The following is a 22,861-nucleotide window of genomic DNA, read 5'->3' on the forward strand; positions in this document are numbered from 1 at the left end:
ATTTTCCGATGATCGCACTCTACCGGTTGATGACTTCGCGTCCTGTTTTCTCGCTGGCCTGCCCCGCGTGGCTGATCACCGCCATGGTCGCCGTGGTTGGCATGGCCACGATCGGTGGATGCTCGGACGACTCGGATACGGTCCGACGGATTCGCGCACAACGCCAGTCGCGGATGCAGACCGAGTCCCAGCAGGATCACATCGGCGAAACGGTCAGCTTGCTAAGCCGGTTGGTGGAATTGAATCCTGACGAAGCGCGTCGTCAAATCGCCTATCACCTGAATCGGTGGTCCGACGAACGGTCGCCACAGCCCGGTGATGACATCAGCGAATTCATCAAGACGGTCAGCGAACTGCTGCCGCCCGAAGTCGTCGCCGAACGAATCGATCGCGAAAGTTACACCCGCGATGATGTCGATCATTTGCGGGATAGTTATCTGTTCAGCCGAGTCGCCGAATGGGTCAACACGGACGCCAGTGATGATCCCGTGCTGGCAGACTGGTTTGCCGAATTGGAACAACAGGATGCATCGGCGGCGCTCCAGCTTCGCACTGCGAGTCGATTGTTTGATTGGACGATGCGTAACGTTGCGTTCGAACCGCTAGTGCCGACCGCTCCTGCACCGCCGGCGCCTCCGCTGGCGTTCGACATGAAATTCCAAGGGGCTGGGTATCGCCAATCCGACTACCAAACACTTTGGCGCGGGACCGGCGATTCGCTTCAGCGTGCTGGTGTGTTCATCCTGTTGTGCCGCCAAGCCGGAATCGATGCGGCTGTGTTGGCGATCCCGTCGACCGATGACGGATCGCTTCAACCATGGTGCACCGGAGTTCTGATCGGCAAGGATATCTTTCTGTTCGAACCCGAATTGGCCACCTTCGTTCCAGGTCCGAACCAGACCGGGATTTCGACGCTAGCCCAGGCTCGAAGCGATGCATCGGTGCTGCGTCGGTTGAACGTACCCGGATTTTTTGACTATCCGATCAGCAAAGATGATGTCCAGCAAAGCGTCGCCTTGCTGAACGTCGTCCCGGAAGCCGTCAGCCCGCGGATGAAGTCGCTGCAATCGGGATTGGCTGGCGATCGCCGGATGGTCACCTACGTGGATGTGAACGATCTGGCAAAACGTTTTGATGCGATCAGCGGGATTTCCGGCGTTCGTTGGTGGTCGGTCCCGCTGTTGGCCGAAGCCTACGCCCGCGACCTCGCCGCCGCCGCCCAACGCGATCCCCTGTTTTCGTTCTGGTACCAATCGCGATGGGCCATCTTGGAAGCTCAGATCGAAAATTCACGTCAACTGGCCAGCGCCAGGTGGCGACATCTGCATGGCCAGTTTGACAACGATGACGAGGCCAATGTGCCCGGCGCTCGGGGACTGTATCTCGGACAGCGGGCACCGGAATTTGAAATCGAAGACCTGCGTATCGATGTCGATCTGCAAAAGGCCTACGGCATCCGACGTGAACTGGGAACCGATTCGAAATTGTACGATCGTCAGGTTCAACAGGTGCAAATGATGATGCGACAGGGCAAGCGGACGGCGACCTACTGGATCAGTCTGATTCAGTACGACGACCAACGTTATGACACCGCCAAGACATGGTTCGAAAAACGCGTGCTGGATCCCAATCAACCATCGCCATGGGAACCTGCGGCACGCTACAACCTGGCTAGAACAGCCGAGCATTTGGACGAAATCGATCAGGCTATCGAACTCTACAAGACCGCCGGCGACCCACAGGAACACGGCAATCGGATTCGAGCTCGTTTGGTATCGAAAGCGTCCGAGTAAAGATCGTCCGACTGCTAGACAATCGGTTTCGCGGCCGATCGGTGATCCGCTACGGCAATCGTTCGACTCGCAAGTTTCCGGTTCGTGGCATCAGGATTGCGGTCGCGCGGTCGATGATGCCTGTTTCGATGCACTGCGAAACGGTGATTCCCTGCGGAACATCACAGGACTTCAACAGCACCACCTCGTCAGCCCGTGTCAGTGTCCCCAGATAGGCGGCGATCGCGTCCGATGTCGTGTCCCAATCATTGGGAAGACCCGAACCGCATCCCGGGAAATAGAACGCCGGGATGGATATCAGTGTGTTGGCTGCTTCTGTGTTCCCTGATCCATGCGGTGGGCACTTGGACCAACGGGTAAACGCGTCCCTATCCTGGATACGATTCAAGCCGTCGACGATCTCAGCCACGACTTGCTCGGTTTGTCGCAATAGGTCGATGCACATCCAATGAACGGTTTCCGGATCCAGGTTGTGCACCATCGCCAACTTGCGAACGGCATCGATCATCTCGCCGCCGCCGACGATCAACGCATGCTGGGCCGGCGGTTGTCGCAGCAACCATGTCGACAGTGACCGACCCAGGTCGGGGCGAAGCAGCAGACTGCCGCCGACTTTGACAACACGGCGCATCATTGCTGACCTGCTTCGGACGCGATTGGCGTTGCAAGTCGCGTCCACCGTTCGGCGACGGCCCACGCCGGTGCGCATCGTGACCGATCGCGGCCAAGCACAACGCCCAGATCGATCACCTTGCGTTGGCGAGGGACATCTAGCAGATCGCCGCCATGCCCGCTGATCACAATCGGGGCATCGACGTCACCGGAATCGACTCGTTCCAGTGCGCCGTTGATCTCACGTTTGGCGGCGGTGATGATTTGTTGTGCCAGCGGTTCAGCGGCCTTGGTTGTCATCGTCTTTCGATCGTGCCCGACCATTCGCAGCAGGCGGTTCGCTGCCCGATCACGCGTCCGTGGACCACCGTCTGCGCTGTCGCAATCCGCATCGTCCTGGGCTTCAAGTCCCAGCACGATCCGAGCATCATCGATCGTTGCAAACCACTCGTTCATCACCGGTGTGGTGATCCCGTTCAGCGTTAGTCGATGGACCAGTCCGCAGACGGGAGTTCGCCGACATCCGACATAGACCAGGGATCCTTCGGTCAATCGATCGTAGTCTGTCATGGCGTTGGTGCTGACGCGGCCATCGGCAAACGGAATGATATCGGTCGTCGTGGATCCGATGTCCACCAACGTCCCGCTGGATGTGACGACGCTGGCGACCGCACTGGCCAAGGCGTGCCAATTGGCTGCCGCAATCGTATTGGGAATCTGCTTGGCCTGGGCCCCGTGATGGAACCGACCGTCGACCCCATAAAAAACACATGCGGGTGCGGTGGTGTCGATCGGGCCTGCCAAACGTTTCGACGCTTCGTGGCACGCATCGACGATAAATGCGACCCCCTCGGATCGGTCCACAAAACAGTCCGCCAATTCGCCCGTCATCGTGATGGCCAGGCAATCGGGCGTTCCCATCGCTGCGATATCGTTGGCGATCGCCTCCGCTAATTCGGCAGAACGCTTCCACATTTCGAAGCCACGTGAAAATGCTTGGCCGTCCAAAGACGCATATTTCAAATTGGCTCCCCCGATATCGACTCCGATCACGCTCTGGGGATCAGGGCGTTTGTTCGTCACGCTGTCGTTAGAAGTGTTCATGGGCAGGGGACGTGCCGGTAAGCCGCCAGGTCCTTGGGGGGTGGTTCCGGACCGCTGGGGGGCCAGCGGTGAAAAATGCAAATACAGGATGGTTACGATGATTCCGTGATTCGACACACCGCGTTAGATTGACGATAGCAGGCCGGAAATCGCCGGTACGAATGAATGGCAACCGATAGTCGACTGAGCATCAGGATCGATTTGATGAAAGCACTCGTAAAGCGTGACCGGGCTCCTGGATTGTGGCTCGAAGACGTCCCCAAGCCAACCGTCGGGATCAATGACGTCCTGATCAAAGTGGATCGTACCGGCATCTGTGGCACGGACATCCATATCTACAAGTGGGATTCTTGGGCTCAGAAAACGATCCCGGTCCCGATGGTCGTTGGCCACGAATTTGTTGGCGAAATCGTCGAAACCGGCGACAACGTGACGGATTTCTATCCAGGCGAAATCGTCAGCGGCGAAGGTCACGTGGTGTGTGGACGCTGCCGAAATTGTCTGGCAGGCCGACGCCATTTATGTGCCGATACCAAGGGCATCGGCGTCAATCGACCCGGCGCGTTCGCCGAATTCATCTCGTTGCCGATGACGAACGTTTGGCACCACGACCCCAGCGTCGATCGCGATGTCGCGGCCATCTTTGATCCGTTCGGCAACGCCGTGCATACCGCACTTAGCTTTCCTTGTTTAGGCGAGGATGTACTGGTCACCGGATGCGGACCCATCGGTTGCATGGCCGTTGCGGTGGCAAAGCATGCGGGCGCCCGGAACGTGGTCGCCACGGATGTGAATCCATGGCGTTTGTCGTTAGCCAAGAAAATGGGCGCAACGCGAGTCGTGGATGTCCGCAGTGAAAGCCTGACCGAGGTGCAGGCGGAATTGGGGATGCGCGAGGGGTTCGATGTTGGACTGGAAATGTCGGGCAACCCGGATGCGTTTCGCAGCATGATCGATCAAATGTGTCATGGCGGGAAAATCGCGATGCTTGGAATTCCGTCGGAAGATATCGCGATCGATTGGAACAAGGTCGTCTTCAACATGTTGACGATCAAAGGCATCTACGGCCGCGAAATGTACGAAACGTGGTACAAAATGCGAGTGCTGCTGCAAAGTGGCTTGAACCTTTCACCCGTCATCACGCACCGCTTTCCCTATCGTGATTTTCAAGCTGGTTTTGACGTGATGATGTCGGGCCAAACCGGCAAAGTGATTCTGGACTGGAACGACGCTCCGGCGTCCTGACTCTTCTGCGAACGAGCAACGATGTACGGCGATTTTCAAAACCATCTGAAAGACCAGATTCAACAAATTCGCGATAGCGGTCTGTACAAGTCCGAGCGAACGATCACGTCGGCCCAAGACGTGCGAATCCGCGTGGGCGACGACCGGTCGGTGTTGAATCTATGCGCAAACAACTATCTGGGGCTGTCGGATCAACCGGCCGTCCGTGAAGCGGCTCATCAGGGGTTGGACCAATGGGGATATGGTCTGTCGTCGGTGCGGTTCATTTGCGGAACGCAGACGATTCATAAGGACCTGGAAGATCGGTTGAGCACTTTTCTGGGGATGGAAGACACGATTTTGTATACATCGTGTTTCGATGCCAACGGTGGTTTGTTCGAGACGATGTTGACCGCCGAAGACGCGGTCATATCGGACGAACTGAACCATGCGTCGATCATTGACGGCATCCGGTTGTGCAAGGCCCAGCGGTATCGATATCGCAACAACGACTTGGCCGACTTGGAAGCTCGATTGCAGGAATCCCAATCGGCGCGGTTCCGCATGATCGCCACCGACGGCGTGTTTTCGATGGATGGCACGATCGCCAACCTGCCGGGAATCTGCGATTTGGCGGACCGATACAACGCGATCGTGATGGTCGATGATTCTCACTCAGTCGGTTTCATGGGACGCCGTGGACGCGGGACTCACGAACATCACGACGTGATGGACCGAATCGATATCATCACCGGGACACTCGGCAAAGCGCTTGGCGGAGCCAGCGGCGGATACACCAGCGGGCGACGTGAAGTCGTCGATCTGCTGCGACAACGGTCGCGCCCCTATCTGTTTTCCAATTCGGTTGCGCCGCCGATTGTTGCCGGATCGATTGCTGCGATCGATTTGCTAAACGAATCCACCGAGCTCCGCGATCGGCTGGAATCCAACACGCGGTTCTTCCGAGCTGGGTTGGAAAAAGCCGGCTTTGACTTGGTGCCTGGCGAACATCCCATCGTGCCCATCATGTTGGGCGACGCGGTGATCGCGACTCAGATGGCTGACATGATGCTGGAAAAAGGCGTCTACGTCATCGGTTTCTCGTTCCCCGTGGTGCCCAAGGGCAAGGCACGAATTCGAACGCAAGTTTCAGCCGCGCATTCGCAAGAAGATTTGGCGATGGCGATCGAAAAGTTCACCGAAGCGAAGCATGAACTCGGGCTTTAAAGCAGTTGGGCAGCAGTCGTTCGGTGGATTAGCCGTTTGGGAAAACGTAGCGAAGCGTTCATTCCCCAAGTCTGGAGCATTTTTTCGTAGCGGAGCTCGCCAAGAGTTCGTCGATTGAGTGAGCCGTGATCGCGTGAGCGGCCGGGAATCCCCCTGCAAAAAATTCCCGTGGCCTCACGGCCAGCGGCTCACCGTTGCCGTAGAGCGTTCAACTACATCGACGAGCCGCCACGATTTTCGGTCGATGAGTGTGAAGTCACCGAAAGTCTTGAGGGTTCGTCGATTGAGTGAGCCGTGATCGGGTGAGCGGCCGGGAATCCCCCCCCGCAAAAAATTCCCGTGGCCTCACGGCCAGCGGCTCACCATTGCCGTTGAGAGTTCGACAACATTAACGAGCCGGCACGAGTTTCGGTCGGTGAGTGTGAGTCACCGAAAGTCTTGGGGGTTTGTCGATTGAGTGAGCCGTGGTCGCGTGAGCGGCCGGGAATCCCCCCCGCAAAAAATTCCCGTGGCCTCACGGCCAGCGGCTCACCATTGCTGTTGAGAGTTCGACAACATTAACGAGCCGGCACGAGTTTCGGTCGGTGAGTGTGAAGTCACCGAAAGTCTTGGGGGTTCGTCGATTGAGTGAGCCGTGATCGCATGAGCGGCCGGGAATCCCCCCCGCAAAAAATTCCCGTGGCCTCACGGCCAGCGGCTCACAATTGCTGTTGAGAGTTCGACAACATTAACGAGCCGGCACGAGTTTCGGTCGATGAGTGTGAAATCACCGAAAGTCTTGGGGGTTCGTCGATTGAGTGAGCCGTGATCGCGTGAGCGGCCGGGCATCCCTCCCCCGCAAAAAATTCCCGTGGCCTCACGGCCAGCGGCTCACCATTGCTGTTGAGAGTTCGACAACATTAACGAGCCGGCACGAGTTTCGGTCGGTGAGTGTGAAATCACCGAAAGTCTTGGTGGTTCGTCGATTGAGTGAGCCGTGATCGCGTGAGCGGCCGGGAATCCCCCCCTGCAAAAAATTCCCGTGGCCTCACGGCCAGCGGCTCACCATTGCTGTTGAGAGTTCGACAACATTAACGAGCCGGCACGAGTTTCGGTCGGTGAGTGTGAAATCACCGAAAGTCTTGGTGGTTCGTCGATTGAGTGAGCCGTGATCGCGTGAGCGGCCGGGCATCCCTCCCCCGCAAAAAATTCCCGTGGCCTCACGGCCAGCGGCTCACCATTGCCGTAGAGCGTTCGACTACATCGACAAACCGCCACGATTTTCGGTCGATGAGTGTGAAGTCACCGAAAGTCTTGGGGGTTCGTCGATTGAGTGAGCCGTGATCGCGTGAGCGGCCGGGAATCCTCCCCCGCAAAAAATTCCCGTGGCCTCACGGCCAGCGGCTCACCATTGCTGTTGAGAGTTCGACAACATTAACGAGCCGCCACGAGTTTCGGTCGGTGAGTGTGAAATCACCGAAAGTCTTGGTGGTTCGTCGATTGAGTGAGCCGTGATCGCGTGAGCGGCCGGGAATCCCCCCCTGCAAAAAATTCCCGTGGCCTCACGGCCAGCGGCTCACCGTTGCCGTAGAGCGTTCAACAACATCGACAGGCCGCCAACAGTTTCGGTCGGTGAGTGTGAAATCACCGAAAGTCTTGAGGGTTCGTCGATTGAGTGAGCCGTGATCGCGTGAGCGGCCGGGCATCCCTCCCCCGCAAAAAATTCCCGTGGCCTCACGGCCAGCGGCTCACCATTGCCGTAGAGCGTTCGACTACATCGACGAGCCGCCACGATTTTCGGTCGGTGAGTGTGAAATCACCGAAAGTCTTGAGGGTTCGTCGATTGAGTGAGCCGTGATCGCGTGAGCGGCCGGGCATCCCTCCCCCGCAAAAAATTCCCGTGGCCTCACGGCCAGCGGCTCACCATTGCTGTTGAGAGTTCGACAACATTAACGAGCCGCCACGAGTTTCGGTCGGTGAGTGTGAAGTCACCGAAAGCCTTGGGGGTTCGTCGATTGAGTGAGCCGTGATCGGGTGAGCGGCCGGGAATCCCCCCCGCAAAAAATTCCCGTGGCCTCACGGCCAGCGGCTCACCGTTGCCGTTGAGAGTTCGACTACATCGACAAACCGTTGGCGAATTCCACTACGCGAAGTGCCTCGCTTTCGTTTGGATACTTGACGCATCACTCGTCCTGATCTGCCAAGTCCAGGTACTTCGATAGTGCCGCGTCGAAACTGGTGAAGTGATCGCCGGGCACGATCTCGAGGTGCAAGTTCGATTCGCCAGGGGCTTCGGATTCTGCGATGGCGATCGAATCGCGTAGATTGTCTTGTTCGCCCAGGTAGGCATAGTGGTCACGCTGCATGTGCGAAATGTTCCCTAGCAGCAGTCTTGCCATGCGTTCCTCGGGCGTGTTGTTGAACGGCACATCGCTGGCCCAGCCCAGGAAAACGACTGGCGGATACAGGCCGCCGGAACTGCCGCTGTGTCGGATCGGCACTTGGTCCAACAGGCTTAGCATGGCCGACACGCCGCCGCCGACGCTGTGTCCAAACACATAGACGCGGTTCGGGGCGACGTCTGGTTGCGATGCCAACCACGTCGCAGCAGCCTTGGCATCGTCAGCTTCGCCCAGGAACATTTCGAAGTTCCCAGGGTTCCCGTTTTCGCCCCGAAGTGCCGGGGCCATCACGACGTATCCTCGATCGGAAGCTTCCTGGCACGCCAACAGGTCGCCTATTCCAAACGCAAAACCGCCATGCAGAAACACAAGCCCTGGGCGCTTGGGGGGGCTGCCCGGTTCGGCACCCGTTGCGGTTTGCTGCGGTCGCATCACCCATGCTTTTAGCGATAGGTCACCCGATGGATAGCTGACCTGTTCGACGCCCGGTGGCAACGGTTCGTCGTCGTAGTCTTGCGGTGCCGGGCCAGGCGTCAACAACTGAGTTTGAAAACCGTCACGCCACTGCGTGTACGTCATCCCATCGGGCAGTTCGGCCGACCCCAAAGACTGCTGATAGAAGCTGTTTGCAAACCAGCCTCCGACACCACAGCAAACCAACAACATCGCGGCAATCACGCCGCCGATGATCAACCACGTTTTGCCTGAACCGATAGAACTAGCCACGATAAGTCTGCTTAGCGAAGTATGAAAAGATGAAATCAGGAAATCATCGTACCACTGACCAAGTGGCAACGTCAGCGTTTGTTGCCACGATCCATGGGGTCAAGCAAACTCTGCCACAGCATTGTTGATCCATACCTCGCCTTCGGAATTCCACCTGACGGAATCCACTGGCGTGCAGCAAGAAACCGGGCCGGTTTCTAGGTCAAACAAACGCGCAGCCAGGTTGCCGTGGATCATCCGTCGCAGACCCACATAGGACGTCGTCAATCGTGGATTGATCTCGATCACGAAGTCTTCGCTGGGACGTTCGCCCAGCAGGATGTCCAGGCCGACGATGCCTCGTACCGTTGGTGGCATCACTTCGATCGTTCGCATCGCAAGCGCGGTCGCACGACGTTGCGCGTCGTCATCCAGCGGCCCTTGGCCTCCGGTGTATTCGCAAGTGTTGTCGCAAAGTTGCTGAGAAACTGCGGGCAGGAAAACCGTATGAGTTTTCGAAGCAACCAGTGCGATGGAGATCGACCGGCCGGGCATCCAGGCCTGCAGGATGCCGTTCTTTTCCAGCGACGCGCGGGCTTCTTCTAGCGAATCAAATTTCTTGATCTCTTTGGTTCCACAGCCGTCGCGTGGTTTGACCACAAATTTGTTGTACTTGGCGAGTTTCTTGACGAACCGCTTGTCGTTCAACGTCATGTAGATCGGGTGGGCAACGCCCGCGGAAATCAGTGTCTTGGCGGTCAGCCATTTGTCGCTGGCGACTCGCAAGAAATCTCCGCTGCCGGCGATCACGTCGACCCCGCCGGCGCGAAGCATCGCAACGGCTTTGGCCAGGACGCCATCGCTTTCGGGGGCAACGATGAGGGCTGCATCGCAGTTTTTAGCGGCCTCGATCCACTGCCCCCACAAAGGTGCGCTGGGATCGATTTCGATGGTTTCGGTGACGTTTAGCGGCATCGACGCAAAGCGAGCATCCAACGGGACCACCGTCTCTGCAACGCTGGCCAAGTCGGTTGACACACTGCGCAGCATTGCAGCGCCTTCGCGCCTTAGGGATAGCGGAATCTGATCAATGGCGTGCCCCGCCAATCCACCGCCACAAACATACTCTCCTACAAAGATACGCATCCATTTCTTCCCAACTGGGAACACGAATCACGGCAGCGCCGTGCGGTCGCATTTATCATAACAAATGCAGCGAGGTCTGATGGCGAAAGCCCCCAACTGTCGAATCCCCCAGCTTGGGGTAGCGGTCTGGGCGAAATCGATCATCGAAAGGCGAGCAAAAATGGCCCGGTTTGGCGTGTTTGGCCGGGTGGCGATTGGGGCGTTCGTTTTGGGGGCGCGCGGGGCGTTGCCCACGCGGTTAAACGATTGAAGTGCACCGCTGTTCGCGCGGGGCGATGCCCCTCTTTATCCTACACATCTATTTTAAGCCTTTGATTGCCAAATAGGCTTCGTGGTAGGCATGGGCTTTGAGCAGACCACGCCAGATGGTCGTCGAGCCTGGAGGTCCTTGCCCGTGTTGGTCTACGTAGCCACCTAGTTTGGCAATCACTCGACAAAAATCTTTCAGCGTCGGTGGGGTATCGCTGTGCAAAACACCGCCTTCAACGACCGTCATCACCGCTTGCCAAAACGTCGCATCGTAGATCGCCCCGCAGCTTGCCTCCGGAGTGACACGCGAAGCGCTTTTAAGTTGCTCGACTCGGAATGCCGTGATCATCAAGGCGGCCACAGCGTTCAAATATGCGTCAATACTTTGATACTTCAGCTTCTCTATCCTCATCCCGCTCTTGAGCGTCTTGAAAAAAACCTCGATGTCCCAGCGCCTGCAGTATGCTGATAAAACTAGCTCGATCTGAGCCAAACTGGTCACCGCGAGTGAAGTAAAGAGTACCCAGTGGATCGGCTCGCACCCCACCGGAGGATCAAGCTCAACCGCTTCGACAACTTGAAGCTCCACGCGAGCAACCTTTCCGCCGGGACGCTGCGGGCCATGCACTTGAACCGTCTTCGCACGAACCGAGATCGTTGCAGTGCGGCCGTCGCGGTTGCTTCGGCGTTTGCGGCTTTCACCGCTAATTAACGACTTTCGTGGCGAAACACTGACTTCAAATTCGTGCGAAAAAGGGACTTCGGCAATCGCCTCGCTCAGCACCTTGGGTTGTTCAGCAGAGCCAAGATAGACTCGCCGATCCTGACATCCGCGGATAACGAAATCATAGTTTTCGGCCAGATCATTGTTCTGGATGAGCAACTCGTAGATGTCTGATTCGCTGTCCGAGACGCCGATGTAATGAGTTTGAGGGTTTGCCAGAGCGATCTGTTCGCCGCTTTGCATCAGTTCAAGCCAACGAGCGCTTTCCTTTTCTTCAAACGCCATGGTCCTGATCTCGCGATCGCGTTGAGCTTTGCCCACGTTTTGGCGAATCGAGTCACGTGTCCAGATAAGTTGGTCAACGCAACCCAAGACGAGACCATCGAGAGTGACGGCATAAAGCGGATGCAGAAAGAATCCCCGCTTTTTTACGTCCTCCAGAGGCCCGGCACCGACGACTTGACGCGAAGGTTTGGTGAGATCGCAAACGGTGGTGTCCTGTGCCAGCACGACGACATCGTACTTGGCTGACCGCTCCATCGTGGCTTGATTATGGGGCTGCAGAATTGCCATCCAGTTCACACTGGGGGTGTTGAAAAGCCGGTAAGTGGCAGTGAGGTCTGCAACTTCTCCGCACGCCGCCGGTGTCGAGGGCGCTACCTGATCGAACTGCTCAAGAATTCGCCTGAAGCGTTTACTTCGACGCTTGTCACCCAGGTCCAAAGTCCGAGTCTCTTCCTCAATCCATCCTGGACACATCGAATCATCTCCGTCCCTTGAAGAAATGTCAGGGACGGAGTGTCTCAAGAAAGATGTGTAGGATAAAGAGGGCGATGCCCACGCGGTTAAACGATTGCAGTGCACCGCTGTTCGCGCGGGGCGTTGCCCACGCGGTTAAACGATTGAAGTGCGCCGCTGTTCGCGCGGGGGGATGCCCACGCGGTTAAACGATGCAGGCCTAAAAGATGCCCAGGTGGTCTCTTGCGTCGTCGGACATCATGTCTTGGCTCCACGGTGGCTCCATCACGACTTTGACTTCGCAAAGGTCCACTTCGTCCAGGCCTTCGGCGGCGCCCTTGGTACCGGCAACCAGTTGTGGGCCGGCTGGGCACATCGGGCTGGTCATCGTCATTTCGATGTTGACGTCGTGACGCCCGTCTTCTTTTTCGTCGCCCACTGCCACCACGTAGATCAACCCTAGGTCGACGATGTTGACATACAGTTCAGGGTCGATGACTTGCTTTAAAGCTTCACGGACTTTGTCTTCGGCAAGTGCCATGGCATTCTCTCTTACGGAACTACAGTTGGGGGATCAGTGGGTAGCGACAGGGATCACTCGTACTCGCGTACTTGGCGAGCGATCGCTTGACCGAGTGCGTCGCGAACGCTTTCGATCGAAATGCGGTCAAAGATCTGTTGGAAGAATCCAATCACGATCATTCGGGTCGCTTCCTTTTGGGTGAAGCCACGGCAACGGGCGTAGAAGATCTGTTCTGCGTCGACCTGTGCAGTGGTGCTACCGTGTGTGCAGCGAACGTCGTCGGCTTCGATTTCCAATCCCGGAATCGAATCGGCTCGCGATGATCCCGAAAGGACAAGGTTGTCATTCCGTTGATAACCGTCGGTCTGTTGCGCGATCTTGTCGACCTTGATCATGCCCTTCCAGACGGTGCGGCTTTGATCTTGCTGGGCGGCCTTGTACAGGAAATCACTGTGGCACTGTGGTGCACGGTGATACTGTTGGGTGTGGTACGCCAGGTGTTGGCGACCTTCGGTGAACATCACGCCGTTGACTTGGCAATCGGCGCGTCGTCCGATCATGTCGACCGATTGGTTGACCTTGGACAGATGGGACCCCATCGCTGCGATGGTCCACTGCAGTGTGGAATCGCGATCGATGACGGCTTTCTGGTGCGCGAAGTGGTACGTCTTCAGGCCCCATTCTTGCAAGTTGACGTAACGCAGGTGGGAACCAGGCTTCTGGATCAATTCGACCGAACCGATGTGCAGACCCTTGGCGTCTTCGGACACGCTGTTGGATTCATGCAGCACGGTGGCTTCGGCGCCTTCGTCCAAGACAACCAGCGTGTGGGTTGTGTCCGTTCCGCCGTCGGACAGGATCGAACCAATGTGGATCGGTTTTTCGATCACGACGCCACGTGGAACGTACAGGAATTGTCCGCCGGAAAAGAATGCCGCGTGCAGGGCGGCGAACTTGTCGTAATCGGGATCGAATGCCGTGAACAAGTGCTCGCGGACGAGGTCCGGATGTTCGGCAGCGATTCGTTCCAGCGATCCGAAAACCACGCCCTTGGCCGTCAGTTCAGGATCGATCTGTTCGCTCGTGACGCGGCTGTCGATCGTTTCAAGAGAACCGGCCAGGTCGACACCCTTCAGCAGTTGGTGGATCTGTGTGGTGTCGATCGATGGCAAGTCGCCGTCGATCACGGGAACGCCAAATTTCTTGATTTGAAACGCTCGGATGTCAGTGCGGATCCATTCCTCGGCGCGCCGCTCGGGCCACGCCATGGCGTCGGCGTGTTGCCACGCTTCCCGGCGCATGTCGGTCAGCCAGTCAGGTTCGTTGCGAGATTCGATGAACTGGTCGAATCCGGCCGCATCGAACGAAGTTTCAGTGGTTGGGGTCATCAGGTTGGTTGCACGAAGTAAAGCGAGTAAGTGGAGGACCGATTCTGCGCCGGCGACGCGGGGTGAGCGCCATCGCCGGTGATGGGATTGGAACGTCGGGTTAGCCGACGCTGCCTTCCATTTGCAGTTGAATCAGTCGATTCATTTCGATGGCGTATTCCATCGGCAACTCTTTCACCAGTGGTTCGATGAAACCGTTGACGATCATCGTGCTGGCTTCCTGTTCGGTCAGCCCGCGACTTAGCAGATAGAACATCTGTTCTTCGCCGATTCGCGAAACGCTCGCTTCGTGACCGATCTGAACGTCTTGTTCAGCGATTTCGATGTACGGGTACGTATCGCTGCGGCTTTCCGGATCCAGAATCAGAGCGTCGCAAACGACGTTGTTCTTGCTGTTGTGAGCACCCGGTTCGACCTTGACCAACCCGCGATAGCTGCTGCGGCCACCGTTCTTGCTGATGCTCTTACTGATGATTTGGCCCGTCGTGTTGGGGGCCGCGTGAACCAGTTTGGCGCCAGCGTCTTGGTGTTGCCCGGCGCTAGAAAACGCGATCGACAGGATCTCGCCACGGGCGCCCGGTTCCATCATGTGGACCGCTGGGTACTTCATGGTCAGCTTGCTGCCCAGGTTGCCGTCCACCCATTCCATGGTCGCGTCGCCGTACGCATAGGCACGCTTGGTGACCAGGTTGTAGATGTTGTTGGCCCAGTTTTGGATCGTCGTGTAGCGGCAACGCGAATTGCGTTTGGCGACGACTTCGACGACCGCACTGTGCAGACTTTCGGTCGAATACATCGGGGCGGTGCAGCCTTCGACGTAGTGAACGCTGGCACCTTCATCGACGATGATCAATGTGCGTTCGAACTGTCCCATGCTTTCCGCGTTGATGCGGAAATATGCTTGCAGTGGGAAATCAATGTGAACGCCCTTGGGCACATAGATGAACGATCCACCCGACCATACGGCGCTGTTCAGAGCCGCAAACTTGTTGTCGTTTGGCGGGATGATCTTGCCGAAGTATTCACGCAGCAATTCAGGGTGTTCCCGAACGGCGGTGTCGGTATCGGTAAAGATAACGCCCTGTTTGGCCAAGTCTTCTTCGAGCGAACCGTAGATCACTTCGCTTTCGAACTGAGCCTTCACGCCGGAGAGGAATTTCTTCTCGGCTTCGGGAATTCCCAGCTTGTCGAACGTGTCTTTGATTTCCTGAGGAACGTCGTCCCAGGTCTTGCCCTGTCCGGCGGTCGGTTTCAGGTAATAGAAGATGTCTTGGAAATCGATGTCGATCGATCCGCCCCAGGTGGGCATCGGACGTTCTTCAAAGATCTTCAGCGAATCGAGTCGGAACTTACGCATCCAGTCCGGTTCGTTTTTGATATCCGAAATCTGGTGCACGACTTCCTTGTTCAAGCCTTTCTTGGCTTTGAAAACACCGGTGGTTTCGGTGCGGAAGTTGTACTTGTTGATTTCACCGACTTGGTCGGCTTCTGATTCGGTAATGTCCGTAGCCATGTCGTATTCCTAAAGTTGATGTTCGGTAAATGGATCGGTGGGCGAAACGACAGTCTGTTTAGACGGCGGTTTCTTCGGCCAACATTTCTTGGTTGGCGGCTTCGGCGTCCGGGTACGCATTGCGAATTCGCTCGTAGCCCTTTTCGTGCAGTTCTTCGGCCAGTTCTTTGCCACCGGTTTCGACCAACCGTCCGCCCAACATCACGTGGGTGTACTGTGGCGGGTTGTGGACCAACAACTTGTCGTGGTGAGTGATGATCAGTAGGCCCATTTTTTTATGGCCGATGTCTGCAATCGACTCGCTAGCCAATCGGACCGCGTCGGCGTCCAGGCCGCTGTCGGTTTCGTCCAAGATCGCAAACTTTGGCTGCAGCATTGCCAATTGCAGGATCTCGGCTCGCTTCATTTCGCCACCCGAGAAGCCGTCGTTGACATAGCGACGAGCGAACTCGACGTCCATTTGCAGGTGAGCCATCTTGTCCTTCAGTTCCTTGCGGAATTCCCGCATCGGAATCAGTTCTTCGCCTTCTTTGCGGTCCGGGCGGCGTACGTTCGTGGTGGCATGACGAAGGAAGTCAGCCATCTTGACGCCAGGGATCGCCATCGGGCGTTGGAAGGCCATGAAGATTCCCTTGCGGGCTCGTTCGTCAGGTGCCATTTCCAAGACGTTTTCACCGTCCAACGAAATCGATCCACCGGTCACGGTGTAGCCTGGGTGTCCCATGATGGCCAAACCAAGCGTGCTTTTGCCGCTACCGTTGGGGCCCATCAAAGCGTGTGTTTCGCCGTGATTGATCGTCAGGTTGACGCCGCGAAGGATGGGCTTGTCGCCGACTGAAACTTGCAGGTTTTCGATTTTCAAAACGTGTGTCATCTTGAACCGTTATCTAACTGAGTGGTATGGATCTAAAGTTGTTGCAAAAATGGATTGTTTAGGCTTTGTCAGTCGCTGCACTGGACTCTGCGGTATCCGATTGGGACCCCGCGGCCGAGAACTGACAGCACGAGTCACCGTCGAGTCGGCAACTGCTTAGATGAACCGGCGTTCCGAGCGCTTCGGAGATCATCTCTTCTTCTAATCGACACATCGCTCGATCGTCCGTCGTGCCAGTCAACGACGGATACGGGCAGGCCCCGATATCCAGAACCGGCAATTCACCGGTCTGGGTAACCACCGTCACCATGTGGCGAGCGGTCATGACCTCGGAAAGTCGGGTGATGCGACTTTCCAGCGATTCGTTCGTGTCACCATCGGTGCCCATCTCGGCGGCAAATTTCTTGCCCAACCGCGACGCTACACCGCTTAGAACTTGACGACGAACCGGTTGGTCTTCGATCAACAGGATTTCCCGCCACATCGAATCGGCCAGTTCGACCGGGTTCGCACCCGCCGCACTATGCCCGGCGACCGTTAGGAAATACTTGTACGTAGGGCGTCCCCGGCCAGCGACCAATTTTTCGCGATCGATCAGGCCCAATTCCAACAATCGCTCGATCCGTTGCCGGATCGCTGTCGCCGTCACGCCCAGGATATCCGTCAGTTCACCAACGCCAATCGCGTCGCCACCCCGCATCGCCAGCAGCAACTTGCGATCGACTGTTCGCAGTTCTTCGGTCAGTGGAGCGGAGTGAGACATGGCATCCATGGGGTGGACGAAAGGACCGTTGGAATGTCCAGTAATGCGTGCCGCCGATCCATTCTTGACGTGATCGATTCAGCGACTGCTGTGCCCTAACTGTTACGCAGTTTGCTATTTTTGACAAGATCCGTAGCGAAAAATGCTGAGCGATTGCGATTCAGAGATCCCCAAGACGCCCGCAGCGGTCGTTTCTTAGCCTTCAATTGGCTGTTACTGCGACGATTTGGCCGTTAATCGGTCTCAGATCCCCTCTCACGCAGACTTGCCCTGCCTGATACCATCCCTGCCTACCGCCGGTGGAAATGGCAAATGAGTGCATCAAGACAGGTGAACTGTGTGCGTTTTCACGCCAAATACCGCCGCTGGCCTTTCTATCCAACCCTTCCCGAGTCGCTTGAGTTTCTGACATGAAAGCTGTCGCTGTTACCCCCGGAACCCCCCACAGCGTCCACCTGACCGATATCGAAAAGCCGACTCTTGATCAGGTCGACGATGGTTTGGGTGTGTTGGTGAAAGTGTTGAAGGTTGGTGTGGATGCTACGGATCGCGAAATCAATGACGCGCTGTACGGCAACGCGCCGACCGGCGACAAGCATTTGGTGATCGGTCACGAGAGTTTCGGGATCGTCGAAGCGGTCGGTCCAAACGTCAAGCGAGTCAAACCGGGTGACTTTGTCACCGCGACGGTGCGTCGTCCGGGTGGATCGATCTATGACCTGATCGGCACCAACGACATGACCAGCGAAGAAACCTATTACGAGCGCGGGATCAATCTTCGCCACGGTTTTTTGACGGAGTACTTTGTCGACGAAGAAGAGTACATCGTCCGAGTTCCTGCGGGCCTGAAGCACTTGCACGTGCTGATGGAACCGATGAGCTGTGCTGCCAAGGCGATTCATCAGGCTTACGAAGCCCAACGTCGAATGAAGGTTTGGCGTCCCAAGTTGGCCTACGTCCAAGGGGCGGGCCAGATTGGTTTGCTGGCGACGTTGGTGCTGAAACTTCAAGGACTCGAAGTCTTCACGATCGCCCGCGGCGAAGGACCCAACCTAAAGTCCGAGATCGTCGAAGGAATGGAAGCGACCTACGTCAGTACCAAGCAGACGCCTCTTGCGGATCTGGTCAAACAGACTGGCAAACCAGACTTGATCGTCGACGCGACCGGCAGCAGCCGATTGGCGTTCGAAGCGATGGAGCACGTCGGACACAATGGCGTGGTGGTCTGGACGGGAATCACCGGCGGCGACAAGAAGACCGAGATCCCATCGGACAACATCAACTTGGATTGGGTGCTTGGCAATAAGTTGTTGCTAGGAAGTGTGAACGCGAACCGAACACACTTCGAAAGCGGCATCCGTGACCTAGCACTGGGCGACATGATGTACCCCGGCGTGTTGGCCAAAATCCTGACCAACCCGGTCGATGGGTTAGACAACTACGCCGAAATGATGCGTCTGTTGGTCGAAGACGATGACGCACTAAAAGTGTTCGTCAACGTCGCCGACGAATAGACCACAACCCAGTGCCCCAATCGGCAAACGTAGGACGGCCTTTCCAGGCCGTCGTTGGTGTGGATTCAGCGTGCAAGACGGCCTAGAAAGGCCATCCTACGGGCGTCGCATGCACCGATCTAATTTCGGCCCCTCACCGACCATCCCAACTCGAGTCGTCGAACCCAACGTCTCTAGTGCACGATTCAACTGCAGCGACTGGCCAGCGTTTCGATCGCTTCTCGCATGGCATCCGAATCGATTTCATGCACGTTGATGGGTTCGCCGACGGCTTTTAGCATCGTGATGGTCAGACGGCCGCCCAGGTGTTGGCGGAACTCCTCTAGGCCTTGCAGCAGTCGATCGATCGGGTGGATCGAATCGTGCCAAAGTTTCATGCCCATCGTCGTCAAACAGTGGATGACACGATCGGCATCGGCCGCCGGGAATCCGTGCTTTTTGACCGAATACAGGCAGTCAATCGCGACGCCGATCGCGACCGCTTCGCCATGGCGAAGGCTGTATTGAGTCAGTGGTTCTAGTCGGTGCGCCGACCAGTGGCCGAAATCCAGCGGACGCGCCTCTAGCATTTCGAAAGGGTCGCCGCCTTCGGTGATATGGTCCAAGTGCGACAAGCAAGATTGATGGATCGCCTTTTGCGTGGTCGCGGTTTCGCGGTCATGGATTAGTTGGGCGCGATCGCACAGCCACAGAAATTGGCTACGATCTTTCAGCAGTGCGACCTTGACCGCTTCACTGAATCCGCTGTGGAAATCGCGATTGGGAAGCGTCGACAAAATCGACATGTCGTTGACGACCGCCCAGGGAACGGCAAACGTTCCGATCCAGTTCTTCTTTTCGAAGTAGTTGATCGCGTTTTTGACGCCCACGCCGGAATCGGCTTGAGCCAAGACGGTTGACGGGATGCGGATCAAACGAATCCCGCGGTGCGCGATTGCGGCGGCGAATCCGACGGCATCCAACATCGCTCCGCCACCGACGGCGATGATGTAGCTGCGTCGATCCAGGCCATATTGGTTGATCTTGTCCAACATCTGACGAAGCATCGATTCGCCATTTTTGATCGCTTCGCCGCCATCGACCATCGTCAACGGTGTGACTAAGTCGACCTCCGGTGCAGCGGCCAAGCGCGACGAGAGACGTTGGGCGATCGGTTCCAAGACCGACTCGCCAATCAGCAGCACGCGCGCTGGTCCGGCTTCGCCACACTCCAACAGGTTTTGAAGCGCATCGAAGTCGCGGCCAGCCACGTCGTTTGTCACTCGCAAGCGATGCACAAACGGCACTGCAAACGAACGGTCGTTATTTTTCGAAAGATCAGGCATCAAGTCGGCAGATATTTTCTAGTACGTTTCGTCTAGTGCGTTTCGTTGGTCCATCCACGCCACAACCATCGCAGCGAATCGGGAAAGATCGCTCCGCCATGGTTGCCGTTGTGGCCGCCCGTACCATAAACGAACTTGTAGTCGTAATCTGCGAACGCCAGGGACTTGGCCAACTGTTGATTCGCAAGCGGCCAGTTGCCGTAACGATTGTCAAGGTCTCCGGAACCGTCTTGCAACAGGATCCGCAGCGGCTTCTTGTCGGACTTACGTACTTGGGCTTGGTAATCGTGGCCGCCGCGAATGTCGGTGAAGCTGCCGATGTGGCTAAGTACTTTGCGGAACGAATCGGGACGATTCCACGCGACTGAAAACGCACAGATCCCACCGCTGCTGTTTCCACAGATGGCACGCAGTTCCGGGTTCTTGGTGATCCGATAGTCTTTTTCGACGATCGGCAGCAGATCCTTCAACAGAAACTCGGCATAGTCGCCGCTGACGGTGTCGTATTCGACGCTGCGGTTCGACGGGGTCGGGCTCCATCCACGCTTGGGGCCGAGTTCTCCTTTGTGGCCGGGGTCCACCATCACCGCGATGGTGACCGGCATGTCGCCCTTGGCGATCAGGTTGTCGAACACGACTGGCAAACGAAAATCGCCCTTGGTCCCTTCGAACGCGTGTCCGTCCTGGAACACCATCAAAGCGGCTGGGGTTTTGCCGTCGTATTGATCCGGCACGTAAACCGAATAGCGTCGACGAGTGCCTGGATAGACGGTGCTGTCGTCGAGCCTGTGTTGGGTGACTTGGCCATGCGGAACCGAATCATTGGGCTGGGAATCGGGGCCGTGTTGGTAGCGTTCCGGTTCAGCCGCCATCAGGTGGGGCAGGTTGGATGATCCGGAAATCAACAACAGGCATCCAGCGAGCAGCAGGCTGGGGCTTGAGAAACCAGCGAAACGCAGGCCGGGCAAAAGGCGGCAGGTGGGATTCATGTTTGCGGCGACAACGTGAATGGGTGGGGGGGGAGGCAGGCAGGGTGCGTGGGAGGATTGGCACCGTTCCGCTATTCTAACAGCGATCGCTGAGGTTACAGCGATACGGGGGCGAATTTTTGCTGTCCGGCTGGTTTTCGGCCCCCCACTTCCACATCTGATTTTCTCTGTTGTGAAAACGATTTGATGCAGCGACGACGACTTGGCGGCAGCGGTTTGGTGGTATCCGACATCTGCATGGGCACGATGACGTTCGGATCTCAGTGCGACGAAAAGACCAGTCACGAGATTTGCGACCACGCCTGGGACGAGGGGATCGATTTCTTTGACGCCGCAGAAATCTATCCGGTGCCACCCCAAGAAGAATCGTTCGGCGTGACCGAAGAAATTTTCGGGCGGTGGCTGAAAACCAAGCCACGCCAGGCCGTCATTGTCGCGACAAAGGTCACCGGTCCCGGCCACGGTTGGTTCACCCCCCCGGTCCGGCACGGCAAGACCGCACTGGATCGCCGCCAAATCGTCACCGCCTGCGAAGATTCGCTTCGCCGGTTGGGCACGGACTACATCGATCTGTACCAGATCCACTGGCCCGATCATGGCCTGCCCTACGAAGAAGTGTTGGGCGTGCTGACGGAACTTCGTGACCAAGGCAAAGTTCGCGTCATCGGGTGCAGCAACGAAACCAGTTGGGGGCTGATGAAAAGCTTGTGGGCGGCCGATGCCTACAATGTCGATCGATATCAGACGGTTCAGAACAATTTCAGTTTGATCAATCGCCGTTGCGAGAGCGAACTGGCTCAGGTGTGTCGCCGCGAAGGCGTCAGCTTGCTGCCCTATTCGCCACTGGGCGGCGGGGTTTTGACGGGCAAGTACGAAAATGGTCCGCCGCCCGGAGCTCGTTTTTCTGCTTATCTGACGGACGGAAACGAGCGTCAGAAAAAGATGGCTAGCCGGTTTGTGAACGATCGTACGGTGGAAACAACACGGCGACTTGCCCAGATTGCGGATTCGATCGGTGTCTCGGTCACCGCATTGGCAGTGGCTTGGAGTCGCCAACATGACTTCGTCGCATCCACGATCATCGGGGCAACTTCGATCGACCAATTGGTCGAATCGTTGGCCGCCAAGGACCTGATTTTGGATTCCGAGACGATGGATCGTATCGATCAGGTCGATGCGGAGATCCCCACACCGATGACCGAAGACGGGTTACGACGGTTGTAGGGATTGGAGGGACGGCTTTGGGATGCTGGACCAGAAAAGTGGATCGAATGAACGCCTGTCGCGAAAACGCGAACTATTTTGGCGTTCATGCCTTCACCCGTCGTCTCCCTCATCGCTGGCCGAACATTCGCCGTGCATTCGTCTGCACTGCGACCATCGGACAGACTGCGCCCGGCAACCTGGTTGGGATTGGTACTGGTTGGATTCGCCTGCATCATCGCTGGCAATCCAACGTCGGTATCAGCGTCGGATTGGTTGACGCACCCCAGCACGTATTCCCATGACCCGGCCACCGGGATGCGAGTCAGTCAGTACGCACCGGTCGCGGCACCAGTCGCACCCGCGGTTTCGAATTTTCGGACCAGCGGCTACACGCACACTCGCAGTTCGCTGAACTACGGGCCGTCGGCCGACAATTACCATCGGGTCGAAGCATGGGGCGAACCGGTTCGTCCCTATGGTGAATGGCAGTTTCCTTACCGCCCCTACAGTTCGCCATATCCGAATTGGGGACCACCCTATGCGGGCCTGAATCTTGGGCTCGGCGGTGTTTACCCTGGCTACGGTCCGGGATCGGGTGGCGCAGGCTACCCGCCCAGCGGTGCAGGATTTCCTCCTCGTGGTTCAGGTTATCCACCCGGTGGCGCCGGTCACCCATCCCGTGGTCCCGGTATATCGGGGCAAGGACGTGGGGGTTATCCGGCAGGCCAAGGCGGTGTCCGCCCCAATCGGCCGAATCACTCTGCCGCAGGCCCGGGCTCTCCCTACCAGATCGCGCCCAACGATGGCGGATTTCATCCGGTCTACCCCGAGTAATCCGGTCGATCGCCGGCCGCGTCAGTGGG

General features: G+C 57.2%; 18 protein-coding genes. 6 read left to right on the plus strand and 12 right to left on the minus strand.

All coding sequences use genetic code 11. The features are described from left to right. Window positions 1-8: 8 nt before the first annotated feature. Window positions 9-1,793 (plus strand): tetratricopeptide repeat protein, encoded by a 1,785-nt coding sequence (locus K227x_RS09925; RefSeq protein ID WP_246146715.1) that lies wholly within the window; start codon window positions 9-11, stop codon window positions 1,791-1,793. A gap of 49 nt (window positions 1,794-1,842) precedes the next feature. On the opposite strand, the gene K227x_RS09930 is transcribed toward K227x_RS09925, so the two are convergent. After that, window positions 1,843-2,427 (minus strand): amino acid kinase family protein, encoded by a 585-nt coding sequence (locus K227x_RS09930; protein ID WP_145169351.1) that lies wholly within the window; start codon window positions 2,425-2,427, stop codon window positions 1,843-1,845. Then, the gene (locus K227x_RS09935) at window positions 2,424-3,509 is read right to left on the minus strand and encodes a hydantoinase/oxoprolinase family protein (protein ID WP_145169352.1); all 1,086 of its coding nucleotides are present in this window, start codon (window positions 3,507-3,509) and stop codon (window positions 2,424-2,426) included. Before K227x_RS09935 ends, K227x_RS09930 begins: the two co-directional genes overlap by 4 nt. A gap of 204 nt (window positions 3,510-3,713) precedes the next feature. Here K227x_RS09935 and tdh point away from each other — a divergent pair, with 204 nt between their 5' ends. Both tdh and K227x_RS09945 read left to right on the plus strand, forming a co-directional pair. Continuing rightward, on the plus strand, window positions 3,714-4,754 hold the full coding sequence (gene tdh / locus K227x_RS09940) for an L-threonine 3-dehydrogenase (RefSeq protein WP_145169353.1): 1,041 nt from the start codon (window positions 3,714-3,716) through the stop codon (window positions 4,752-4,754). Between the two features lie 21 nt (window positions 4,755-4,775). Further along, the gene (locus K227x_RS09945) at window positions 4,776-5,960 is read left to right on the plus strand and encodes a glycine C-acetyltransferase (protein ID WP_145169354.1); all 1,185 of its coding nucleotides are present in this window, start codon (window positions 4,776-4,778) and stop codon (window positions 5,958-5,960) included. Between the two features lie 2,162 nt (window positions 5,961-8,122). On the opposite strand, the gene K227x_RS09950 is transcribed toward K227x_RS09945, so the two are convergent. From K227x_RS09950 to K227x_RS09985, 8 genes are all read right to left on the minus strand, one after another. Further along, on the minus strand, window positions 8,123-9,067 hold the full coding sequence (locus K227x_RS09950; RefSeq protein ID WP_145169355.1) for an alpha/beta hydrolase family protein: 945 nt from the start codon (window positions 9,065-9,067) through the stop codon (window positions 8,123-8,125). Between the two features lie 99 nt (window positions 9,068-9,166). After that, complete coding sequence (locus tag K227x_RS09955; protein ID WP_145169356.1) at window positions 9,167-10,192, minus strand: ATP-grasp domain-containing protein; 1,026 nt, start codon at window positions 10,190-10,192, stop codon at window positions 9,167-9,169. Window positions 10,193-10,490: 298 nt separating this feature from the next. Then, window positions 10,491-12,029, minus strand: a complete 1,539-nt coding sequence (locus K227x_RS09960; RefSeq protein WP_145169357.1) for an IS4 family transposase — start codon at window positions 12,027-12,029, stop codon at window positions 10,491-10,493. 94 nt (window positions 12,030-12,123) lie between these two features. Next, on the minus strand, window positions 12,124-12,444 hold the full coding sequence (locus tag K227x_RS09965; protein ID WP_145169358.1) for a metal-sulfur cluster assembly factor: 321 nt from the start codon (window positions 12,442-12,444) through the stop codon (window positions 12,124-12,126). A gap of 53 nt (window positions 12,445-12,497) precedes the next feature. Further along, entirely contained in the window at window positions 12,498-13,814 is a 1,317-nt protein-coding gene (gene sufD / locus K227x_RS09970) for a Fe-S cluster assembly protein SufD (RefSeq protein WP_145169359.1), read from the minus strand. A gap of 100 nt (window positions 13,815-13,914) precedes the next feature. After that, complete coding sequence (gene sufB / locus K227x_RS09975) at window positions 13,915-15,327, minus strand: Fe-S cluster assembly protein SufB (RefSeq protein WP_145169360.1); 1,413 nt, start codon at window positions 15,325-15,327, stop codon at window positions 13,915-13,917. A 58-nt stretch (window positions 15,328-15,385) separates the two neighbouring features. Continuing rightward, a complete protein-coding gene (gene sufC, locus K227x_RS09980) occupies window positions 15,386-16,201 on the minus strand; it encodes a Fe-S cluster assembly ATPase SufC (RefSeq protein WP_145169361.1) in 816 nt (271 codons plus the stop codon). 58 nt (window positions 16,202-16,259) lie between these two features. Continuing rightward, the gene (locus K227x_RS09985; RefSeq protein WP_246146716.1) at window positions 16,260-16,964 is read right to left on the minus strand and encodes a helix-turn-helix transcriptional regulator; all 705 of its coding nucleotides are present in this window, start codon (window positions 16,962-16,964) and stop codon (window positions 16,260-16,262) included. 410 nt (window positions 16,965-17,374) lie between these two features. On the opposite strand from K227x_RS09985, the gene K227x_RS09990 reads away from it, so the two are divergent. Further along, the gene (locus K227x_RS09990) at window positions 17,375-18,478 is read left to right on the plus strand and encodes a glucose 1-dehydrogenase (protein ID WP_145169363.1); all 1,104 of its coding nucleotides are present in this window, start codon (window positions 17,375-17,377) and stop codon (window positions 18,476-18,478) included. Between the two features lie 185 nt (window positions 18,479-18,663). Here the strand turns inward: K227x_RS09990 and K227x_RS09995 are convergent, their stop codons facing one another. Further along, window positions 18,664-19,803 carry a 3-dehydroquinate synthase gene (locus K227x_RS09995; RefSeq protein ID WP_145169364.1) on the minus strand — a complete coding sequence of 380 codons (1,140 nt, stop codon included), beginning with the start codon at window positions 19,801-19,803 and terminating at the stop codon, window positions 18,664-18,666. Window positions 19,804-19,835: 32 nt separating this feature from the next. Then, window positions 19,836-20,675, minus strand: coding sequence for an alpha/beta hydrolase (locus K227x_RS10000; RefSeq protein WP_145177630.1), 840 nt, complete (start codon window positions 20,673-20,675; stop codon window positions 19,836-19,838). A 303-nt stretch (window positions 20,676-20,978) separates the two neighbouring features. Here K227x_RS10000 and K227x_RS10005 point away from each other — a divergent pair, with 303 nt between their 5' ends. Further along, a complete protein-coding gene (locus K227x_RS10005) occupies window positions 20,979-22,016 on the plus strand; it encodes an aldo/keto reductase (RefSeq protein WP_145169365.1) in 1,038 nt (345 codons plus the stop codon). A gap of 132 nt (window positions 22,017-22,148) precedes the next feature. Beyond that, the gene (locus K227x_RS10010; RefSeq protein WP_246146717.1) at window positions 22,149-22,832 is read left to right on the plus strand and encodes a hypothetical protein; all 684 of its coding nucleotides are present in this window, start codon (window positions 22,149-22,151) and stop codon (window positions 22,830-22,832) included. Window positions 22,833-22,861 lie beyond the last annotated feature (29 nt).

The organism is Rubripirellula lacrimiformis, from assembly GCF_007741535.1.
Classification (GTDB): Bacteria; Planctomycetota; Planctomycetia; order Pirellulales; family Pirellulaceae; genus Rubripirellula; species Rubripirellula lacrimiformis.